This is a genomic window from Bacteroides fragilis NCTC 9343 (assembly GCF_000025985.1).
GTDB classification, from domain to species: Bacteria; Bacteroidota; Bacteroidia; order Bacteroidales; family Bacteroidaceae; genus Bacteroides; species Bacteroides fragilis.
Window position 1 is genome coordinate 3,106,997 of the sequence record NC_003228.3, and the last position, 20,790, is coordinate 3,127,786.

A 20,790-nucleotide genomic window follows, 5' to 3' on the forward strand; every position below is an offset into this window, starting at 1 on the left:
CAGTCATGTCACCACAGATTACACGGATTTTCACAGATTAATAATTTATTTCATTGAAAATCAGATTAAAACATCTGTGTTAATCTGTGTAATCTGTGGTGAATACTTGCCCCATCTTTCTTCTATTATTCGATAATCTCCGCATCCTCAATCTCTCCTTTCAGGGGAGTCTTGGGACGACGGCGGGCAAACTTGAACCAGTTGATCAGCTCGGAGACGGCATAAACCAAACTACTGACACCGATAATCATAAAGGCCGTATTACGTGCTCCGGTAGGATTAAACAGGGCTACGATACCCGCTATCAGGATCAAGACCGGTATCACATAGAAACCTCCCGGAACGGGCGTCCAACGACGTGCCATCGAAAGAGAGGCAATCTGCTGCACACCTCCCATAATCAGGATAAAGCCCAACAGAAACATCAGTACGTCGGCAAAGAACCCCGGCATCGTGACCAGCCAAAGTCCGAATAGCAGACTGCCCACTCCCTCGATGGGGAAACGGCGGGACACACCCGGTTCCGGCTTTGTTCCGAAATAGCCGATCAGCACAATAAATCCCGGAATCAGGAACAGGACGCCGATGGTTATGACAATATAGTTAATTGCCGCATCCGGCCAGAGTACCAGTACCAGACCGATGACAAGCGCACAAATAGTGCGGATAAGAGAATAATTCATTGATTTCATATCTTACATTTTTTTAACGGGCTATCCCGCATACATTCTGCGAATATACGTGTTTCTGTCTACATATAAAAAGAACAAATGAATTTTGTAATAAGTTCATAGCAAGATTGTAATATCTATTACATCATGCAAGCGTACTTTTGCAAAAAAATAAGTAAACTCTTATCCGAATGAAATCAGACGAAGCGAAACGTAAAAAGCTTTATGTAGAACGGGACATCAGTTGGATGTATTTCAATCAACGCATTTTGCTTGAAGCTGCCCGCCCGGAAGTTCCGTTACTGGAACAACTTACCTTTCTGGGCATTTACTCTAACAATTTAGACGAGTTCTTCCGCGTTCGCGTAGCTACACTGAACCGCATTGTAGAGTACGATGACAAGAACATCCGTGAAGAGCGTGACACGGCCGCACGCACCTTGAAACAGATCGGAAAGCTGCACAATCAATACTACCGGCAGTTTGAAGAAACGTTCGCTTCGATCATGGAGAAGTTAAAGCAAGAAAACATCCACGTCATCAAAGATACCGAACTGACACCGGAACAGGAACACTTCATCACTTCACTCTACCGGAACCGGCTGAATGGGTCTACCAATCCGCTCTTTCTTACTAAAACGTCCCGTCATACGGACGACCAGACCGATGAAGACATCTACCTTGCCATCCGCCTGTTGCGCAAAGACAGTGAGGGAAAAGTGAAAATGAAAGATTATGCCGTCATCGGGCTCCCCACCGCCGAGTTCGGACGCTTCATCCGCCTGCCGGATTCGGAAGGCAAAACCTATCTGATGTTTCTGGACGACGTTATCCGCTACTGCTTGCCGATGATCTTCATAGGCATGAATTATACGGACTATGAAGCTTACACTTTCAAGTTCACCAAAGACGCCGAAATGGAGATAGACAGTGATCTGCGTACAGGTGTGCTCCAAAAAATATCGAAGGGGATCAAAAGCCGGAAACGGGGCGAACCGATCCGTTTCGTCTATGACAAAGAGATGCCGAAAGATCTGCTGCGAAAGCTGACCGACCGCCTCAACGTGGATAAAAACGACACCCGTGTAGCAGGCGGGCGCTATCATAACTTCAAAGACCTGATGAAGTTTCCCGACTGCGGACGGTCCGACCTGAAATATCCTGCCTGGCCTCCCGTCTTCAAACAGGAACTGAACGGGACGGAAAGTATCCTGAGACTGATCAGGAAACAGGACCGGTCGCTGCATTACCCCTATCAATCGTTCGATACCGTGATCCGTGTATTGCGCGAGGCAGCCATCAGCAAAGAAGTGAAAAGCATCAAGATGACTCTCTATCGCCTGGCCAAAGACTCGAAGGTAGTGAAAGCTCTGATCTGCGCTGCACAAAACGGAAAAAAAGTAACGGTTATCATCGAATTGCTCGCCCGTTTCGACGAAGCGTCCAACATCAGCTGGAGCAAACGCATGCAAGAGGCAGGAATCAAAGTGATATTCGGAGTGGAAGGTCTGAAAATCCACTCCAAGCTGGTACATATCGGAACACGGTTTGGCGACCTGGCCTGTATCAGCACCGGAAATTTTCATGAAGGAAACGCACGGATGTATACCGATTTCACCATCATGACAGCACATCGCTCCATTGTGAGGGAAGTAGACCGGGTATTCGACTTCATAGAGAAGCCCTACCTCCCGGTGAACTTCAAGGAACTGCTCGTGTCGCCCAACGATATGCGCAAACGGCTGACAGCCCTGATCAACCAAGAAATCAAGAACAAGCGACAGGGAAAAGAGGCATACATCCTTGCCAAAGTGAACCATATTACCGACCGGATACTGATACAGAAACTCTACGAAGCTTCGACAGCCGGTGTACAAACAGACCTGGTGGTCCGGGGCAACTGCTCCCTGGTGACCGGCATCCCGGGAGTCAGCGACAACATCCGGATCAACGGCATCATCGACCGTTATCTGGAACATCCGCGCATCTTCATCTTCGCCAATGGAGGGGAAGAAAAATACTATATAGGATCGGCCGACTGGATGCCCCGCAATCTGGACAACCGCATCGAAGTGCTTACGCCTGTATACGACAAAGTGATACAAGCAGAACTGAAACGTGTGGTCTGCTACGGACTTCGCGACACAGCCAAAGGGCGAATCGTGGACGGAAGCGGCGATAACAAGACTTGGGAAAACAGCGATGCACCTTTCCGCTCGCAGGAAGAATTATACAAATACTATAAAGAATCAGAATGAAAAAGGTAAACTATGCCGCCATCGACATTGGCTCCAATGCCGTGCGGCTACTGATAAAGAGTGTAAATGAAGAGGGTTCGCCCGAGGGTTTGTTGAGGAAAGTCCAACTGATACGCATTCCCCTCCGGCTGGGCGAGGACGCTTTCACCACCGGAGAAATATCAGAAGGGAAAGCAGAAAAACTGATCCGGCTGATGAAAGCCTACAAGCAACTGATGAAAATATTCGAAGTTTCGGATTACCGTGCCTGCGCCACATCTGCCATGCGCGATGCACGCAACGGAAAAGAAATTACGCGCAAGATAGAAAAGAAAACCGGTATCCGTGTCGAAATCATCGACGGTCAGGAAGAAGCGCATATCGTCTACGATAACCACATCGAACAGCTTTTTGCTTCGGGCCAGAATTATCTGTATGTCGATGTCGGCGGCGGCAGCACAGAAATCAATCTGATCTGTGACTCCGAACTCAAAAGTTCACGCTCCTACAACATCGGAACCGTGCGCATGCTCAGCGGCATGGTGAAAAACGAAGAAAAAGAGCAAATGCGAACCGACCTCCAGGCATTGGCTGCCGAATATGCTCCCATACAGATCATAGGATCAGGAGGCAATATCAATAAGCTTTTCCGGCTGGCGGACAAAAAGGATAAGAAACAGTCTTTCCTCCCGATTGAATCGTTGAAGGAAATCTGCGAAACCTTGAAAGCGCTATCAAAAGAAGAACGGATCAAGCAGTTTAAACTGAAACCCGACCGGGCGGATGTAATTGTTCCGGCAGCGGAAATTTTTCTGGAAGTGGCAAAACAAGTAAATGCAACGGGGATCACAGTCCCGACAATCGGACTGTCGGACGGTATCATCGACAGCCTCTATACCAAGAATATGCGCATGGAAACGGACGCTAAATAAAACGGGTCACCACAGATTACACAGATTAACACAGATTATTTATCGTGTTGATTCATGGTATAAAAGAATCTATGCAAATGTGAGCTATGATTCACCACAGATTACACGGATTTTCACAGATTAATAATTTATATTCATCGGGAATTAAATAATCTGTGTTAATCTGTGTAATCTGTGGTGAAATGCAAAAGCCTATAGCGAGCTTTTCAGTATTTCCTTTGCAACCGCTCCGGTGACATCTTCATTCTCGCCATATCTCACGCCACGTTCATTGAAGCGGCGTTCTATTTCGTCAATTGTTTCCATGCCGATGCCCTCTTCACTTAAGCGGGTGGTCAATCCCAGTGAACGGAAAAATTCTTCGGTGCGGCGGATAGCTTCATCGATGCGTTCGTCACGGCTTCCGGACGTAATGCCCAGCACCCTCTCTCCATATTGCAGAATCTTGTCACCTTTTGCTTTACGGAGCACACGCAACGTACCGGGGAAGACAATGACCAGTGTGTGTCCGTGGGTCAAGCCATGCAACGCAGTCAGTTCATGCCCGATCATGTGTGTAGCCCAATCCTGAGATACTCCCATGGCGATAAAGCCGTTCAGTGCCATAGTGGCCGACAGCATAAAATCGGACATCAACTGATAATCGTGCTGATTCTCACGGATCTTGGGAGCTATTTCCATCAAGGTCTGCAAAATGCCTTCCGCCCAACGGTCCATTACCCGGCTCTGTCCCGGAGTAGTCATATATTGCTCCATCACATGCACAAACGTATCGGCAATTCCACAAGCCACCTGATGGGGCGGCAAAGTAAACGTCACTTCCGGATCGAGGATAGAGAACAGAGGATAATTGGAATAGAAAGGATATTTTTCTTTGGTTTCATGGCGCGAAATCACGGCTCCGCTATTCATCTCCGATCCTGTGGCAGGCAGGGTAAGAACAGTGGCAAGAGGGACGGTGTGGGTCACCGGACGCCCGGCAAGTACCAGATCCCAGGCGTCGCCGTCATACAGCAATCCGGCGGAAATCAGCTTGGTGCCATCAATGACCGATCCTCCTCCTACTGCAAGCAGATAGTCCACCTTTTCCTCCTTTCCGAGAGCGATGGCCTTACGCAAGGTCTCGATGGAAGGGTTGGGTTCAATTCCCCAAAACTCTACTGTGAAATGATTCTTCAGTGCTTCTTTCACCTGGTCATATACACCATTCTTTTTCACACTACCACCACCGAAGGTAATCATCACCCGTTTGTCCGCCGGTATTTCTTCACTCAAGCGACTGATCATCCCGCGTCCCATGATCAGTTTTACGGGATTCTGAAAAATAAAATTATCCATAGGTTATTACTTTATATCGTCATTTGTACAGAATTCAATCTGATACAAAAATAATCGCTTCTTTCCAGAAAACAAAAAGATTCGCAAGGTATTCCATACGGAAAAAAGACTTAAGCGTTTCCCGCAAAAGACTTAAACGTTTTTTGAAAACGCTTAAACGTTTCACCGAAAAGACTTAAGTGTTTAGTATGAAAGATTCAAGTCTTTAGTTTACAGGCAGCCAGGCATTGATATCTTCGGCTACAAAAAGCCAGTAAAGCAGCAATAGGATGAATATGACAACGGCAATCGCAATTAAAACTTTTCTTTGTTTCATAATGTTGGTTTCTGTTTTTAAATAAATTATATCTGAGAAACAATATAAATAACAAAATGTTTAAAAAGAGTTTCCTTTTCAAACGATCAACAATTCTTTCTTACATCTCATGTACATATAATGTACATCTGTTAGGGCCAAAAGTCCAAGGGCCATTCTATGCGCCAATTGAATCGGAGAAGAAAGATAAAAAGACAGCGATAACAGCTAATAATCAAATAGTTACAAATAACAACCAACAAAAGCAGTGGACTAAAAAAAGCAGAAAGGTGAACAGTAAAAAGAATACGATTTAAAGTACATGTATAATATAATATATTTTACATTTTTCAAAAAATAAAGCGAAGTGTCCCCATGACTCATAAAAGTTTCTTTTCACAACACACTAACTTCCTTTAGGGGGGTAGACTGGCACATAGAGTGGCCCTTGGACTTTTGGCCCTTGATTTTAATTTCGAAAAAGAATTAACCATCTAATAATTAATAAATTAAACTTAAAAAGAAGCCAAAACAATGTGGTCACGAATAGCTAAACGAACAACCACTACAGATGGGTGTACAAAGAGCAAAAATACATACAATAGACACTTTAAAAACAATTCGTTTTTGGGGGACAAAACAAAAAATAAAAAGGAGGGCAATAAAAAAAAGAAAGATTTTATTTGTTATTCCAAACAAAGTATCTATATTTGCCCCCGTTAAATAACAATTAGCAATGATGACAATGCAAGTAAATACATATTGGTGGTGGCGCCCGTTACAACTCCGACAGTCGTAAGGGAGCAGCGCTCGTATGTATATACCTCATTAAAGATATAACAGAATTTAGAAAGAGCCCTGTCGCAACCTGCGACGGGGCTCTTTTTTTTAACCCCAAATACAAATAACAAATAAATATAGGATTATGAAAAGTTTTTTAGTTGATCAGGATGGCTATTACGGAGAATTTGGAGGTGCTTATGTACCTGAAATCCTCCACAAGTGTGTAGAAGAGTTGCAGAATACTTATCTCGACGTAATAGAGAGCGAGGACTTCAAGAAAGAGTTCGACCAATTGTTGCGTGACTACGTAGGACGCCCTTCCCCACTCTATCCGGCCCGCCGCCTGTCGGAGAAGTACGGTTGCAAGATGTATCTGAAACGGGAAGACCTGAATCACACGGGTGCCCATAAAATCAATAACACCATCGGACAAATTCTACTGGCAAGACGCATGGGTAAGAAACGTATCATTGCAGAGACCGGTGCCGGACAGCACGGGGTGGCAACAGCCACAGTCTGTGCCCTGATGAACATGGAGTGCATCGTATACATGGGCAAAACGGATGTAGAACGCCAGCACATCAATGTAGAAAAGATGAAAATGCTGGGAGCGACAGTCGTTCCGGTCACTTCGGGCAACATGACTCTGAAAGATGCCACGAACGAAGCCATCCGAGACTGGTGCTGCCATCCCTCGGATACGTATTACATCATCGGTTCTACCGTAGGGCCGCACCCATATCCGGACATGGTGGCCCGTTTGCAGTCGGTCATCAGCGAAGAGATAAAAAAACAGCTTCAGGAGAAAGAAGGACGTGACTATCCGGACTATCTGATTGCCTGCGTGGGCGGAGGAAGCAACGCTGCCGGAACCATCTATCATTATATCGACGACGAACGGGTACGGATCGTATTGGCCGAAGCCGGCGGCAAGGGAATTGAAACCGGGATGACGGCAGCCACCATCCAACTCGGAAAAATGGGGATCATTCATGGGGCACGTACGTTTGTGATCCAAAACGAAGACGGACAGATTGAGGAACCTTATTCCATCTCCGCCGGACTGGACTATCCCGGTATCGGCCCGATGCACGCCAACCTGGCAGACAAAAAACGGGCAATGGTACTGGCTGTCAATGATGACGAAGCCATCCGTGCCGCTTACGAGTTGACCCGGCTGGAAGGAATCATTCCTGCCCTGGAATCGGCCCACGCATTGGGAGCCTTGGAAAAAATAACTTTCAAGCCGGAGGATGTAGTCGTACTGACGGTATCGGGACGGGGAGATAAAGATATAGAAACTTATCTGGGATAAATCATTTCACCACAGATTACACAGATTAACACAGATTTTTAAACTCTCGTTTGTGGAATATCAAAAAAACTCTCTGTGAAACTCGGTGTTACTCTGTGGTGAATCCAAAATCAAATTAAAAAGAAATGAAATTATGAATGCCTTCAATTATACCACCCATAGCAAGCAAGTCCTGGGCGACCTGCACACTCCGGTAAGCATTTACCTCAAAGTACGTGATATGTATCCGCAATCCGCATTAATGGAAAGCTCGGACTACCATGCCGGAGAAAACTCTCTCTCGTTCATCGCCCTCTGCCCATTGGCAAGCATCGGCATCAACAGTGGAATCGTAACCACTACTTACCCCGACAATACCCGCCGGGAAGAACCGCTCAGCCAATCGTTCCGGGTAGAAAATGCGCTCAACCGCTTTATCAACCGGTTCCATGTGGAAGGAGACGACAAGAAATTCTGCGGGCTATACGGCTACACCACGTTCAATGCCGTGAAGTATTTTGAACACATCCCCGTGAAAGAAAGTCATGACGAACAGAATGACGCTCCCGACTTACTATACATATTATATAAGTATATCATCGTCTTCAATCACTTTAAGAATGAGCTCACTCTGGTAGAGATGCTGGCTGAAGGAGAAGAAAGCAATTTGTCACAACTGGAATCGGCCATTGAAAACCGTAACTATGCTTCATACAATTTCTCTGTGACCGGCCCTGTCACCAGCACCATCACCGACGAAGAACACAAGGCAAACGTACGCAAAGGCATCGCCCATTGCCTGCGGGGAGATGTCTTCCAGATTGTGCTTTCCAGACGGTTTATCCAACCTTATGCGGGTGACGACTTCAAAGTGTATCGTGCTTTGCGAAGCATCAACCCCTCTCCCTACCTGTTCTATTTCGATTTCGGCGGCTACCGCATCTTCGGCTCGTCACCCGAAACGCATTGCAAAGTGGAAAGCGGACAGGCGTATATCGACCCGATTGCCGGCACCACACGCCGCACGGGAGACACCATCAAAGACAAGGAACTGACGGAAGCTCTTTTGGCTGATCCGAAAGAAAACGCAGAACATGTAATGCTGGTGGACCTGGCACGCAACGATCTCAGCCGGAATTGCCACGACGTACGGGTAGTATTCTACAAAGAACCCCAATACTACAGCCATGTCATCCATCTGGTGAGCCGCGTCAGCGGTGCTCTGAACAACGGAGCAAATCCGCTCAAGACCTTTATCGACACTTTCCCTGCCGGAACCCTGAGCGGTGCGCCCAAGGTACGTGCCATGCAGCTTATCAGCGAAATAGAACCTCACAACCGCGGAGCCTACGGAGGTTGTATCGGCTTCATCGGCCTGAACGGAGAATTGAACCAGGCGATAACGATCCGCACTTTCGTAAGCCGCAACAACGAATTGTGGTTCCAGGCCGGAGGCGGTATCGTAGCACGCAGTCAGGACGAATACGAACTGCAAGAAGTCAATAATAAACTGGGGGCCCTGAAAAAGGCAATAGACCTGGCCGTAAAACTAAAAAACTGAAGTAAAATGAATAGGTTCACCACAGAGTTACACAGAGTTTTAATCTCTTGTTTATAGGATGTTTACGAGAAAATATCTTCTCTGTGAAACTCTGTGTCACTCTGTGGTGAATCCCCCAAACAATTTCAAAACAATGAACAACGAGATAAATACCCTTAACAGACAGAAAGAAGCGATTCTCCTTCTGGACAATTATGACTCTTTCACCTATAACCTGCTGCATGTGGTAAAAGAACAGGGAGTGACCGACATTGAAGTATTCCGCAATGACGAGATAACACTGGACGAGGTGGAACGTTTCGATAAGATCATCCTCTCGCCGGGACCGGGCATACCGGAAGAAGCCGGACTGTTACTGCCCATCATCCGGAAATATGCGGCAACCAAAAGTATCCTGGGAGTTTGTCTGGGCCATCAGGCCATCGGCGAAGCATTCGGAGCCACACTCGAAAATCTGACAGAAGTATATCACGGGGTTCAGACTCCGGTCAGCATATTGAAAGAAGATATCCTCTTCAGAGGATTGGGACGTGAAATTCCCGTAGGACGCTATCACTCCTGGGTGGTGAGCCGCAAGGATTTCCCCGGATGCCTGGAGATCACGGCCGAAAGCCGGGAGGGACAAATCATGGCATTACGGCACCGGACGTACGACGTACATGGCATTCAGTTTCATCCCGAATCGGTGCTGACTCCACAGGGAAAAGAGATAATCAAGAACTTCTTAAACAACCGATAAGCGCGCCTTATGACCGCGCATGCGTAACATTGAAAAAACAAACTATATGAAACAGATTCTATACAAATTATTCGAACATCAATATCTGGGTCGCGACGAAGCCCGCACCATATTGCAGAACATTGCACAAGGCAAATACAATGATGCACAGGTGGCCTCGCTGATCACCGTCTTCCTGATGCGTAACATCTCGGTAGAGGAACTTTGCGGATTTCGTGACGCACTGCTTGAAATGCGGGTCCCGGTAGATTTGAGTGAGTTTGCCCCAATAGACATTGTGGGAACCGGAGGGGACGGCAAGAATACCTTCAACATCTCCACCGCGGCTTGCTTCACAGTAGCCGGTGCCGGATTTCCGGTAGTCAAACATGGGAATTACGGTGCCACTTCCGTCAGCGGAGCCAGCAACGTGATGGAACAGCACGGAGTAAAGTTCACCGACCATACAGACCGCCTGCGCCGCTCGATGGAGAAGTGTAACATCGCTTATCTGCATGCACCTCTGTTCAACCCGGCTCTGAAAGCGGTGGCACCGATACGCAAAGCATTGGCCGTACGCACGTTCTTCAATATGCTGGGTCCGTTGGTAAACCCTGTCATCCCCACCTATCAACTGCTCGGAGTATACAACCTCCCGCTGCTCCGCCTGTATACCTATACCTATCAGGAAAGCGCTACCCGCTTTGCGGTAGTACATAGCCTGGACGGATATGACGAAATCTCTCTGACCGACGAATTTAAAGTGGCGACATGTGGAAACGAGAAAATCTACACTCCGGAGAGCCTGGGCTTCAACCGCTGTCGGGAATCCGAACTCGACGGTGGAAATACCCCGGAAGATGCCACAAGAATATTTGACGCCGTAATGGAGGGAACAGCCACCGAAGCACAGAAGAATGTGGTGATCGTCAATGCGGCCTTTGCCATCCGGGTGATTTGTCCGGAGAAACCGATAGAAGAATGTATCGCCCTGGCACGGGAATCACTGGAAAGCGGCAAGGCTCGGGAGACTTTAAAGAAATTTGTCGAACTAAACGGATAGAAAAGCTATCACCCATCAAAGAAACATGAAAGATATATTATCTGAAATCATTGCCAATAAACGTTTTGAGATCGACCTGCAGAAACAGGCCATCCCATCGGAACAGCTTCAGGAGAAGTTATCTGACGAGGTACAGCCGGGCTACTCCATGAAGCAGGCACTGGCCTCTTCGGCTACCGGTATCATTGCCGAGTTCAAACGCCGGTCTCCGTCCAAAGGCTGGATCTATGAAAATGCATGTCCGGAACAAGTCGTGCCGGACTATATAGCCGCCGGTGCTTCGGCGCTTTCTATACTCACGGATGAAAAATTCTTCGGAGGAAGCCTGAAGGATATTCGCACAGCACGCCCTTTGGTGAATATCCCGATCCTGCGCAAAGATTTTATAATCGATGAATATCAACTGTTCCAGGCCAAAATTGTGGGAGCTGACGCCATATTGCTGATAGCCGCCGCACTGGAGGCCGATCAATGTCATGCGCTTGCCGCAAAAGCCCATGAATTGGGACTGGAAGTCTTGCTAGAGATTCATACTGCCGAAGAACTGCCATTTATAAATAAGGAGATAGACATGGTAGGTATCAATAACCGCAACCTGGGCACTTTCTTCACAGATGTAGAGAATTCTTTCCGGTTAGCCGGACAGTTGCCTCAGGATGCGCTGTTGGTATCGGAAAGCGGCATCTCGGATCCGGAAACAGTGAAACGCCTGCGTAAAGCCGGGTTCCGGGGATTCCTGATCGGAGAAACGTTTATGAAAACCCAACAGCCCGGACAGAAATTAAAAGAATTTATAAACGACCTGAATTCACCACAGAGTGACACAGAGTCTCACTGAGAATTTTTCAAAGAAAACATTTATAATAAAAAAAATAAAACTCAGTGAGACTCAGTGTCACTCTGTGGTGAACCCAACTTTAAACCCAAAATGATGAACGACAAATTAATAAAAGTCTGCGGGATGCGCGAAGCTGAAAATATTCGTGAGGTAGAGCAACTAAAGGTGAACATGATAGGCTTCATCTTCTATCCGAAATCTCCCCGTTGCCTCTACGAACTTCCTGCCTACATGCCGGTCAAAGCAAAGCGTGTCGGTGTCTTTGTCAACGAAGACAAAAAGGAGATCGAAATATTTGCCGACCGTTTCAGCCTGGATTATATCCAGCTGCATGGCAATGAATCGCCGGAATACTGTCATTCGCTCCGGGCTACCGGACTGCGGCTGATCAAAGCGTTCTCCATTGCCCGAAGAAAAGACTTTGAAAACATCGGAACTTACGAAGAGTCCTGCGACTATTTCCTGTTCGACACCAAATGCGAACAACATGGCGGCTCAGGAAATCAGTTCGACTGGAGCATGTTAAACAGCTATAAAGGGAAAAAGCCTTTTCTGCTTAGTGGAGGCATCAATCCATACAGTCCGCCTACACTGAAAGAGTTGCGCCATCCACAATTGGCAGGCTTCGATCTGAACAGCCGTTTCGAAACAAAACCGGGATTGAAAGATGTGGAAAGACTCAGGCACTTTCTGGAGGAACTGAGGAAATAACCCGCATCTGCACCAACCCTATATTCACATAAGACAGTAACAGATAAAAATAAAAGTATATGAACAGAATAAACCAACTTTTCGACAGCAATCCCAGAGATTTGCTATCCATCTATTTTTGTGCCGGCTATCCTACTCTCGAAGGGACAACCGAAGTAATCCGTACTCTTGAAAAACATGGAGTGAACATGATTGAAATCGGTATTCCTTTCAGCGATCCGATGGCTGACGGTATGGTGATTCAGAATGCCGCCACGCAGGCCCTCCGCAACGGAATGTCACTCAGACTATTGTTTGAACAACTGCACGACATCCGTCGGGATGTAAAAATCCCATTAATCCTGATGGGATATCTCAACCCGATCATGCAGTTCGGCTTTGACAACTTCTGCCGGCAATGCGCCGAATGCGGCATTGACGGAGTCATCATTCCCGACCTTCCTTTCAAAGACTATCAGGAACACTTCCGCACCATTGCAGAGCGGTATGACGTGAAGGTAATCATGCTTATCACCCCTGAAACAAGTGAAGAACGCGTACGCGAGATTGATGAACACACCGACGGATTCATTTATATGGTTTCATCGGCTGCCACCACAGGAGCTCAACAAGACTTTGACGGGCAAAAACGTGCTTACTTTAAAAAGATCGAAAAAATGAATCTTCGCAATCCCCGGATGGTCGGTTTCGGTATCAGCAACGAGGCTACCTTCCGTGCCGCTTGCGAAAATGCCTCGGGAGCCATCATCGGCAGCCGTTTTGTCACTCTGCTCCATGAAGAGAAGAACCCGGAGAAAGCAATCACACGCTTAAAAGCTATTTTGAATTTATCATCCAATGATTTGAGATAAATCAATCCCCCAAAAAGATGTATCCACCACAGAAGCTCACACAGATTTGCACAGATAAATTTCATTAGTTATCAATAGACTAGGTACACAACATGGAATTCTGTGTGAACTTCTGTGGTGAATGCTCCCCCCCTCCCCGCCGTTCATCATCGAAAACCGTTTGTCATTGAAAGTTTATTGTTTTTCATTCGCCGTTCATCACTTAAAATTGTTATCTTTGTCGGGAAAATAGCAAAAATGACACAGATATGAAAGCAGATTACCCCTCCGTACTACTTATTTATACGGGTGGAACTATCGGAATGATAGAAAACCCAGAAACCGGTGCTCTGGAAAATTTTAATTTCGACCATCTACTAAAACACGTACCCGAACTAAAAAGATTCAATTATCGTATCTCTTCTTACCAGTTTGATCCCCCCATCGACTCCTCGGATATGGAACCGGCATTTTGGGCCAAACTGGTTGAAATAATCAACTACAACTACAATTCTTTTGACGGCTTTGTGATCCTGCACGGCACCGACACAATGGCCTATACAGCTTCTGCTCTCAGTTTCATGCTCGAGAATCTGAGTAAGCCCGTCATCCTGACCGGCTCTCAGCTCCCGATCGGTACGCTGCGGACGGACGGTAAGGAAAACCTGATTACAGCCATTGAAATCGCGGCAGCCAAAAATCCGGACGGTACGGCCATCGTTCCCGAGGTCTGCATCTTTTTTGAAAACCATCTGATGCGTGGCAATCGCACGACTAAAATCAATGCCGAAAACTTTAACGCTTTCCGTTCATTCAACTATCCGCCACTGGCCCGGGTAGGTATACATATTAAATATGAACCCAACCTGATTCGCAAACCGGATTTGAGCAAGCCCCTGAAACCACACTATCTATTCGATACCAATGTAGTAATACTCACGCTTTTCCCCGGAATACAAGAGGGCATTGTTTCGGCACTGCTTCATGTACCGGGACTCAAAGCAGTGGTACTCAAAACTTTCGGATCGGGGAATGCTCCCCAAAAGGAGTGGTTCATCAGAGAACTGAAAGATGCCACCGACCGGGGAATCATCATCGTCAACATCACCCAATGCGCTTCCGGCGCCGTCGAAATGGAACGTTACGGAACAGGAATCCAATTACTGCAGGCAGGGGTGATCAGCGGCTATGACAGCACGCCGGAATGTGCAGTAACCAAATTGATGTTCCTCTTAGGACACGGACTCGATAATAAAGAGATCAGATACAAGATGAACTCTTGCCTGATCGGTGAAATAACTAAAAGGGTCGAATAAAAAATGTTTTATTGATCGCTTCCACACAACAATAACCTGTTTGAATTCCGCTTTTCCGTCTCAGGGGAGTGAAAGGGCTCTTTTCAAAGCATGCCCCTCCCCTTGATAAATTTTGTTAATTGAGTTATAGATAGTTATTAACTAAACCATATACCTCAATTTATAGTTGTATATTTGTATTGCATATTTGCAAATATTGAGCAAAACAAACAGGTATGAAAACATCAATTAACAAACTATGTATTGCTGCGTCGATACTGGTTACGGCTGCGGGCATATCCGCTTGTGTAGACGACAACAAAACTCTCTATGATCCGGAGTATAAGACTCCTAATCCGATGGAGGAAATCAGTGCACCGACCGGATTTGACTGGTCGTCGACCCATGCCATTAAATTCAATGTAGAGGTTAACGACGAATTTGACGGACAGTATTATTATACCGTAGAAATAGTAGATAAAAACCCGCTTGAAGCAACGACAGAAGAGCCCTATAATACCTTAGCCAAAGGAGTTGCCAGGAAGGGAGAAACTTATCAGACCGAAGTGGTATCTTCCAAAGATACCAAATATCTTTATGTCCGTCAGACTGACCCACGTGGCAGAGACCGGATTAAACAGGTAGAAATCGACGAGTCAACCTCCCATATTCAGTGCTCTTTTACAGGTACATCTGCAATCAAAACGAGAGCTTTTGCAACCACCAGGGGGAATAACGGAGGAATTGACATTCCGAAAAGAACAGAACAAAGCTATGACATCAGCCGGGCTATCCCGGTAACAAGTCCTTCACAGGTTCTGCAAGGAGGCCAAACCTATATTGTTACGGGAAACTTTTCAGGTAAATTCACAGATACCTCTCTCAGCAACTCGAACAAAGCGACCGTCTATATACAAGGAACCTGGGAACTGGCACAGGTCACCCAAGACTTCCTGGATATTATTGTTTTGAAGGATGGAAAGATTAATGGAAAATATCTGATGCTGCAGAATACAAGTACTTTAACAATCCAATCCGGAGCAGAAGTATCTTTATCCGATCAATTGATATGTAACACATACAGCACTATTTGCAATTTCGGTGATCTGAAAACAAAGAATATGAAATTGAACACCAACGATATTCTTTACAATGGACACAAAACGGACATCACGAACAGTCTGGATGCTTCGCAAGGAGGCAACATCCACAATTTCGGAAAACTGGATGTAGAGAATACGATAAAGCTAAATACGCCTTCCATTGTATATAATGCGCCAGAATGTAAGATAGAAGCTAAGACATATGAAGCTGCGGGAAGTACGAATGTGAACTTCGGCGAAATGGAATTTGATACTTATGATAGCGGTGGAGCGGGAGGTTCGCTATATAACAATTGTATGCTGTTTGTAGAGCACATGAAGGCAGGCGGCATCGTTTACCTGGATCATGGAGTGATAGCCGAAGAAAAAGAAGACGATGAAGAGAACGAACTCTTCGAAGAAGTCGATGATATTGAGTTCTATGACAATGCTAAAGTGACTTTAGCGAATGGTTCGATGATAAAAGCCAAAAATATAATTGCTAAATCCGGTTTATCGGTTAACGGTGAAGGCAATGAAACCTCTTTATTAAAAGCGACCGAAAAAGTACAAATCCAAAATTGGGATGTCCGTTTTAATGGCAGATTGTGTATCACCGGAAAGATCAGTTGCTCCAATCCGGACATGTATCAGGCAGGAAGTGAAGTAACCTTCTCCGAAAGTCCGGACGTAATCATTACCGGCTGCAACGGAAAAGCAGAGGTACCCGATCCGGCTCCCGAGCCTTCCGATCCGGTGTTCCCCATCATTGTAGATGACAATCATAACTATACATATCTGTTTGAAGACCAATGGCCTTTGTATGGAGATTACGATATGAACGATATCGTACTGGAGGTTAAAAAGAGGAAAATAAGCATCGATAAACACAATAAAGTCACCGAATTCGATCTGTCTGTCGAACTGCGTGCGGTCGGTGCGCAGAAGACAATTGCCGCAGCGATCATGTTTGATGAAATTCCGGCATCTGCCGTCACACAAGCTGTCACCTACGCCGACAATTATCAGCCGGTATCTTTTGAGCTGACAGACAAAAACATAGAGAAGGGACAAGAGTATGCAGTAGTTCCTCTATTCGACAATGCACATGCATTGATGGAACGTCCGACAGGCTCGTTTGTCAACACGATATCCGGAAGTGACAACAATCAAAAGAATACCAAGACCATTCATTTCACACTCAGATTCGACTCGTCTGTTGCACCAAGCAGTGATGCTCTTAATATCAATAACTTGAATATTTTTATCATCACAGACAGGGGAAGCAAACGAAAAGAGATCCACGTAGCCGGATACCGGCCGACCCTACTGGCAAACACTGAGTTATTCGGAGGGAATAACGACGCCTCTTCTCTCAATGGAAAGAAGTATTACATCAGTAAAGATAACCTAGCTTGGGGAATCATGGTTCCGACCCAATTTAAGTGGCCATTGGAATATACACAGATTCAAAAGGCATATTCTCAATTCGCCGGATGGGTCACCACGGGCGGAGCGGATAACAAGAAATGGTGGAACGATTTTGATAACACAAAAGTGTTCCAAACCAATAAAAATTAAAACAAACAATTGTGTGAGCCGGGCAATAAACGTTTCCCGGCTCTTTTTTATGTCTAAAAGAGAGTCTTCATATAAAAACACTTCTTTTAGAGAACATTGTTACAAAAATATTATATATATTTGCAGTATAGAGTAAGCATACTCCATACATATCAAGAGAACAAACAGCAAGACAAACAACATAACTCTTACTAATCACATTATGAGAAAGCTAATATTACTTGTTGACGATAAAGAAACTATCGCTAAGGTCGCATCAATCTATTTAGGAAAAGATTATGATATTCAATATTTTCCCGACCCCATCCACGCACTTGAATGGCTACATGAAGGAAAAACACCCGATCTGATTATATCGGATATACGCATGCCGCTGATGAGAGGTGACGAATTTCTACATTATTTAAAATGTAATGAGTTGTTCAAAGACATACCCGTCATCATGCTTTCCAGTGAAGAAAGTACCAGTGAAAGGATCAGGCTGCTGCAAGAAGGAGCTGTAGATTATATCCTGAAACCTTTCAACCCAATGGAACTAAAAATACGTGTCAAAAAAATCATAGAATAAATGTTACATCTCATTTATATTGGGAGACATGCTGATACTATCGAACAATTCTCTAAGATAGCTGAAGGGGCATTTTATGCCATTCAAAACAGTAGAAAAGCAAGCGAATTTATCGATAAAATACGTGAGAAATATGACATAGTGATTCTTTTCGAGCAACGGATCATCTCAAAAGACATCCCCGAAATCCAATATCTGAGAAAGAAATTTCCGGGAGTATATATCGCTCTCGTTACAGAGGGAATCAATAAGGAAGACCGACCCGCTTACCTGAAGGCCGGTATCAATAATTCAATACCATTTAATTCTACCCCCGAAACTTTTAAAGACATAACGGAGTTTATGATGCGGCGCAAGCAGCAAAAGATTAATGATATCCACAAAAAAGGAGCAAATCTACTGTTCTTCAAGCTCCCTTTATGGAAAAGATTATTTGATATCGTCTTCTCTTCTATCGCCATATTATGTTTGTCGCCAATACTGATAATTACGGCTGTAGCCATCCGCCTGGAAAGTAAAGGTGCTGTGGTATACAAGTCGAAACGGGTAGGAAGCAATTATAAAATATTCGACTTCCTGAAGTTTCGCTCCATGTACACTGACGCAGACAAGCATCTGAGAGACTTCAATCAGCTCAATCAATATCAGACAGAAGAAGAACCGGAACTGAGCGGAGAAGAGTTCCTGATCGGTGACGATATAGAACTGAACGAAGAAGAGACCATGTTAATTTCAGATGACTTCATCATATCCGAACAAAACTATACAAGCAAAAAATCGATAGAAAAAAAGAATGCATTCGTTAAATTGGAGAATGATCCCCGCATCACCAAAGTAGGACGCATCATCCGCAAATACAGTATCGACGAGTTGCCGCAATTGGTCAATATATTGAAGGGAGATATGTCTATCGTAGGCAACCGACCCCTCCCGCTTTACGAAGCGGAACTGTTGACAAGCGATGAATATATTGACCGCTTTATGGGACCGGCAGGACTAACCGGGCTTTGGCAAGTAGAAAAACGCGGAAGCAGTGGAAAGTTGTCTGCCGATGAACGTAAACAACTGGACATTAAATATGCCCAAACGTTTTCTTTCTTACTCGACATGGAGATTATCCTAAGGACTTTCACCGCGTTTATACAAAAAGAAAACGTATAACCGTACGATATCGGATCATGGATACTTTTATTCAAACAACAGATTTCATCTTATTTCTATGCTTCAGTCTGATGACTGTTTATCTGGGAGTTTTGGCAATAGCAGCTTCTCTAAGAAACGACACTCCATATCCCCAAGCAGGAAAAAGACATAGATTCGCCATTCTGGTTCCCCCGGGTAGCACTTCCCTCCCCTTACCCCATTATCCGGAAGAGCTATATCAAGTATTCACTTATGAAGATCTGACAGAAGCTATAGCCGCACTGAATGAAAATGATTTCGATGGTGTAGTCGTCCTGGGAGAAACCACCCGGATCGAACCTGCCTTCCTGGAGGAAATCAACAGCGTTTTCGATGCCGGCATCCAAGCCATTCAACTCCGTCACATCACGGAAAAACGTTCGACCCGCAAACAATACTTTCAGGCTCTGAACGAAGAAATCACTCAGGCCCTGTTCGGGACAGGAGCAACCCGCCTGGGAGTGTCGTCGGCTTTATACGGTGCGGACATGGTATTGGACTTGAAATGGCTGAAAAAGAATCAAAAGAGCCGCAAGAGCAATCTGGAAAGAAGATTAGTCCGGCAAGGTATTTTCGTGGAATATCTGGAAAAAGTGAAAGTTTATAGCAGCGACATACGTGCTCCACGCTATAAAGTAAGATTTTCCAAAGCGCTCCGCGCACTTCCGGAAGCAATATTCACTGCCCACTGGGATTATTGCAACAAAATACTCAGATGGATTCTTCCTTCCCGGAAAACGAATTTAATAAGTATTGCACTTATTGCAACGGCATTGCTTTGCTACGACTGGAGCCTGTCTCTGAAGTGGTGGAGCTTACTTTATATACTGATGTTCATCATTTGTCTGGCTATCCCGGATTATCTGGTACGACAAAAAACAAAAAAATAACCAACTCTCCCGATTATGGCACTGAAAGAGAAAATCAAACAGAATCCCGCACTGAAACAAGCTGTACACCGTTTTATTATGCATCCGGTAAAAACACGTCCCAACTGGTGGATACGTATATTCTCTTTCCTCTACCTAAAACGTGGAAAAGGCTCTGTGATTTACCGTAGCGTACGCCAGGATCTTCCCCCATTCAATCTCTTCTCTCTCGGGAAGTATTCGGTAGTGGAAGATTTTTCGTGTCTGAACAATGCTGTAGGCGACCTGATTATCGGGGAATATACCCGAATCGGACTGGGCAACACTATTATCGGCCCCGCAACCATCGGCAACCATGTAAACCTGGCACAGAATGTAACCGTAACCGGCCTGAACCATAATTATCAGGACACAGGCAAGCGGATAGACGAACAAGGAGTAAGCACACAACCCATCACGATTGAAGATGATGTATGGGTAGGTGCCAATTCGGTAATTTTACCCGGCGTGACACTGGGCAAACATTGCGTAGTAGCTGCCGGAAGTGTAGTCAGTCGCTCCATCCCTCCCTACTCTGTCTGTGCCGGCAGTCCGGCTAAAGTAGTCAAACAGTTCAATCCGGAGAGCCGAACCTGGGAAAAAACAGTCTCAAAAAACGGAAAGTAACTACATATAGTGAGATACTCTACATAATATACCCTAAAAAGGGGATTGTGGCAACCGCCGAAACCGCCTATCTTTGCAGTATCAGAATTTAATTAATTAGTCATAATTTTATTACGTAGCCACATTTGAGTAAAAGAAACAATCCCGCCGAAGTGATTTCGTCGGGATTTTGTTATGAATCTATTTCACCACAGATTACACGGATCAATACAGATTCCATCATCTGATTCTCAATGAAATAAATTATTTATCCACATAATTTGCAGTGAGTTCCGA

17 protein-coding genes are annotated in these 20,790 nt (G+C 45.3%); 15 read left to right on the forward strand and 2 right to left on the reverse strand.

Annotated elements, in window-relative coordinates; genetic code table 11:
* Nucleotides 1-125 precede the first annotated feature (125 nt).
* Nucleotides 126-692, reverse strand: a complete 567-nt coding sequence (locus BF9343_RS12745; RefSeq protein WP_005788262.1) for an HdeD family acid-resistance protein — start codon at nucleotides 690-692, stop codon at nucleotides 126-128.
* 170 nt (nucleotides 693-862) lie between these two features.
* Between BF9343_RS12745 and BF9343_RS12750 the strand changes: the two genes are divergently transcribed.
* Entirely contained in the window at nucleotides 863-2,929 is a 2,067-nt protein-coding gene (locus BF9343_RS12750; protein WP_010993096.1) for an RNA degradosome polyphosphate kinase, read from the forward strand.
* Complete coding sequence (locus BF9343_RS12755) at nucleotides 2,926-3,840, forward strand: Ppx/GppA family phosphatase (protein ID WP_005788266.1); 915 nt, start codon at nucleotides 2,926-2,928, stop codon at nucleotides 3,838-3,840. Before BF9343_RS12750 ends, BF9343_RS12755 begins: the two co-directional genes overlap by 4 nt.
* 192 nt (nucleotides 3,841-4,032) lie before the next feature.
* Here the strand turns inward: BF9343_RS12755 and BF9343_RS12760 are convergent, their stop codons facing one another.
* Complete coding sequence (locus BF9343_RS12760; protein WP_005788268.1) at nucleotides 4,033-5,178, reverse strand: iron-containing alcohol dehydrogenase; 1,146 nt, start codon at nucleotides 5,176-5,178, stop codon at nucleotides 4,033-4,035.
* A 1,220-nt stretch (nucleotides 5,179-6,398) separates the two neighbouring features.
* On the opposite strand from BF9343_RS12760, the gene trpB reads away from it, so the two are divergent.
* The 13 genes from trpB to BF9343_RS12830 all read left to right on the forward strand — a co-directional run bounded on the left by trpB (nucleotide 6,399) and on the right by BF9343_RS12830 (nucleotide 20,514).
* Nucleotides 6,399-7,571: a tryptophan synthase subunit beta gene (gene trpB / locus BF9343_RS12770; RefSeq protein WP_005788278.1), complete on the forward strand. Its 1,173-nt coding sequence runs from the start codon at nucleotides 6,399-6,401 to the stop codon at nucleotides 7,569-7,571.
* Between the two features lie 133 nt (nucleotides 7,572-7,704).
* Complete coding sequence (locus BF9343_RS12775) at nucleotides 7,705-9,111, forward strand: anthranilate synthase component I family protein (protein WP_005788280.1); 1,407 nt, start codon at nucleotides 7,705-7,707, stop codon at nucleotides 9,109-9,111.
* A 133-nt stretch (nucleotides 9,112-9,244) separates the two neighbouring features.
* The gene (locus tag BF9343_RS12780) at nucleotides 9,245-9,850 is read left to right on the forward strand and encodes an anthranilate synthase component II (protein WP_010993097.1); all 606 of its coding nucleotides are present in this window, start codon (nucleotides 9,245-9,247) and stop codon (nucleotides 9,848-9,850) included.
* A gap of 46 nt (nucleotides 9,851-9,896) precedes the next feature.
* Complete coding sequence (gene trpD / locus BF9343_RS12785) at nucleotides 9,897-10,892, forward strand: anthranilate phosphoribosyltransferase (RefSeq protein ID WP_005793365.1); 996 nt, start codon at nucleotides 9,897-9,899, stop codon at nucleotides 10,890-10,892.
* 25 nt (nucleotides 10,893-10,917) lie between these two features.
* The gene (gene trpC, locus BF9343_RS12790) at nucleotides 10,918-11,730 is read left to right on the forward strand and encodes an indole-3-glycerol phosphate synthase TrpC (RefSeq protein ID WP_005788287.1); all 813 of its coding nucleotides are present in this window, start codon (nucleotides 10,918-10,920) and stop codon (nucleotides 11,728-11,730) included.
* Between the two features lie 90 nt (nucleotides 11,731-11,820).
* On the forward strand, nucleotides 11,821-12,441 hold the full coding sequence (locus BF9343_RS12795) for a phosphoribosylanthranilate isomerase (protein WP_008769019.1): 621 nt from the start codon (nucleotides 11,821-11,823) through the stop codon (nucleotides 12,439-12,441).
* Between the two features lie 59 nt (nucleotides 12,442-12,500).
* Nucleotides 12,501-13,292, forward strand: a complete 792-nt coding sequence (gene trpA / locus BF9343_RS12800) for a tryptophan synthase subunit alpha (RefSeq protein WP_005788291.1) — start codon at nucleotides 12,501-12,503, stop codon at nucleotides 13,290-13,292.
* Between the two features lie 248 nt (nucleotides 13,293-13,540).
* Nucleotides 13,541-14,587, forward strand: a complete 1,047-nt coding sequence (locus BF9343_RS12805) for an asparaginase (protein ID WP_005815431.1) — start codon at nucleotides 13,541-13,543, stop codon at nucleotides 14,585-14,587.
* Nucleotides 14,588-14,802: 215 nt separating this feature from the next.
* Nucleotides 14,803-17,229 carry an LruC domain-containing protein gene (locus BF9343_RS12810; protein WP_010993098.1) on the forward strand — a complete coding sequence of 809 codons (2,427 nt, stop codon included), beginning with the start codon at nucleotides 14,803-14,805 and terminating at the stop codon, nucleotides 17,227-17,229.
* 202 nt (nucleotides 17,230-17,431) lie between these two features.
* Entirely contained in the window at nucleotides 17,432-17,797 is a 366-nt protein-coding gene (locus tag BF9343_RS12815) for a response regulator (RefSeq protein ID WP_005788296.1), read from the forward strand.
* Nucleotides 17,798-18,958: a sugar transferase gene (locus BF9343_RS12820; RefSeq protein ID WP_008660587.1), complete on the forward strand. Its 1,161-nt coding sequence runs from the start codon at nucleotides 17,798-17,800 to the stop codon at nucleotides 18,956-18,958.
* Nucleotides 18,959-18,975: 17 nt separating this feature from the next.
* Nucleotides 18,976-19,869: a glycosyltransferase family protein gene (locus tag BF9343_RS12825; RefSeq protein ID WP_005788300.1), complete on the forward strand. Its 894-nt coding sequence runs from the start codon at nucleotides 18,976-18,978 to the stop codon at nucleotides 19,867-19,869.
* A 15-nt stretch (nucleotides 19,870-19,884) separates the two neighbouring features.
* Nucleotides 19,885-20,514 (forward strand): acyltransferase, encoded by a 630-nt coding sequence (locus tag BF9343_RS12830; protein WP_005788303.1) that lies wholly within the window; start codon nucleotides 19,885-19,887, stop codon nucleotides 20,512-20,514.
* The last annotated feature ends 276 nt before the right edge of the window (nucleotides 20,515-20,790 follow it).

Bases quoted from the DNA above. Each gene is read 5' to 3' on its own strand.
- BF9343_RS12745 (WP_005788262.1), bottom strand. From the start codon at position 692: ATGAAATCAATGAATTATTCTCTTATCCGCACTATTTGTGCGCTTGTC.
- BF9343_RS12750 (WP_010993096.1), top strand. From the start codon at position 863: ATGAAATCAGACGAAGCGAAACGTAAAAAGCTTTATGTAGAACGGGAC.
- BF9343_RS12755 (WP_005788266.1), top strand. From the start codon at position 2,926: ATGAAAAAGGTAAACTATGCCGCCATCGACATTGGCTCCAATGCCGTG.
- BF9343_RS12760 (WP_005788268.1), bottom strand. From the start codon at position 5,178: ATGGATAATTTTATTTTTCAGAATCCCGTAAAACTGATCATGGGACGC.
- trpB (WP_005788278.1), top strand. From the start codon at position 6,399: ATGAAAAGTTTTTTAGTTGATCAGGATGGCTATTACGGAGAATTTGGA.
- BF9343_RS12775 (WP_005788280.1), top strand. From the start codon at position 7,705: ATGAATGCCTTCAATTATACCACCCATAGCAAGCAAGTCCTGGGCGAC.
- BF9343_RS12780 (WP_010993097.1), top strand. From the start codon at position 9,245: ATGAACAACGAGATAAATACCCTTAACAGACAGAAAGAAGCGATTCTC.
- trpD (WP_005793365.1), top strand. From the start codon at position 9,897: ATGAAACAGATTCTATACAAATTATTCGAACATCAATATCTGGGTCGC.
- trpC (WP_005788287.1), top strand. From the start codon at position 10,918: ATGAAAGATATATTATCTGAAATCATTGCCAATAAACGTTTTGAGATC.
- BF9343_RS12795 (WP_008769019.1), top strand. From the start codon at position 11,821: ATGATGAACGACAAATTAATAAAAGTCTGCGGGATGCGCGAAGCTGAA.
- trpA (WP_005788291.1), top strand. From the start codon at position 12,501: ATGAACAGAATAAACCAACTTTTCGACAGCAATCCCAGAGATTTGCTA.
- BF9343_RS12805 (WP_005815431.1), top strand. From the start codon at position 13,541: ATGAAAGCAGATTACCCCTCCGTACTACTTATTTATACGGGTGGAACT.
- BF9343_RS12810 (WP_010993098.1), top strand. From the start codon at position 14,803: ATGAAAACATCAATTAACAAACTATGTATTGCTGCGTCGATACTGGTT.
- BF9343_RS12815 (WP_005788296.1), top strand. From the start codon at position 17,432: ATGAGAAAGCTAATATTACTTGTTGACGATAAAGAAACTATCGCTAAG.
- BF9343_RS12820 (WP_008660587.1), top strand. From the start codon at position 17,798: ATGTTACATCTCATTTATATTGGGAGACATGCTGATACTATCGAACAA.
- BF9343_RS12825 (WP_005788300.1), top strand. From the start codon at position 18,976: ATGGATACTTTTATTCAAACAACAGATTTCATCTTATTTCTATGCTTC.
- BF9343_RS12830 (WP_005788303.1), top strand. From the start codon at position 19,885: ATGGCACTGAAAGAGAAAATCAAACAGAATCCCGCACTGAAACAAGCT.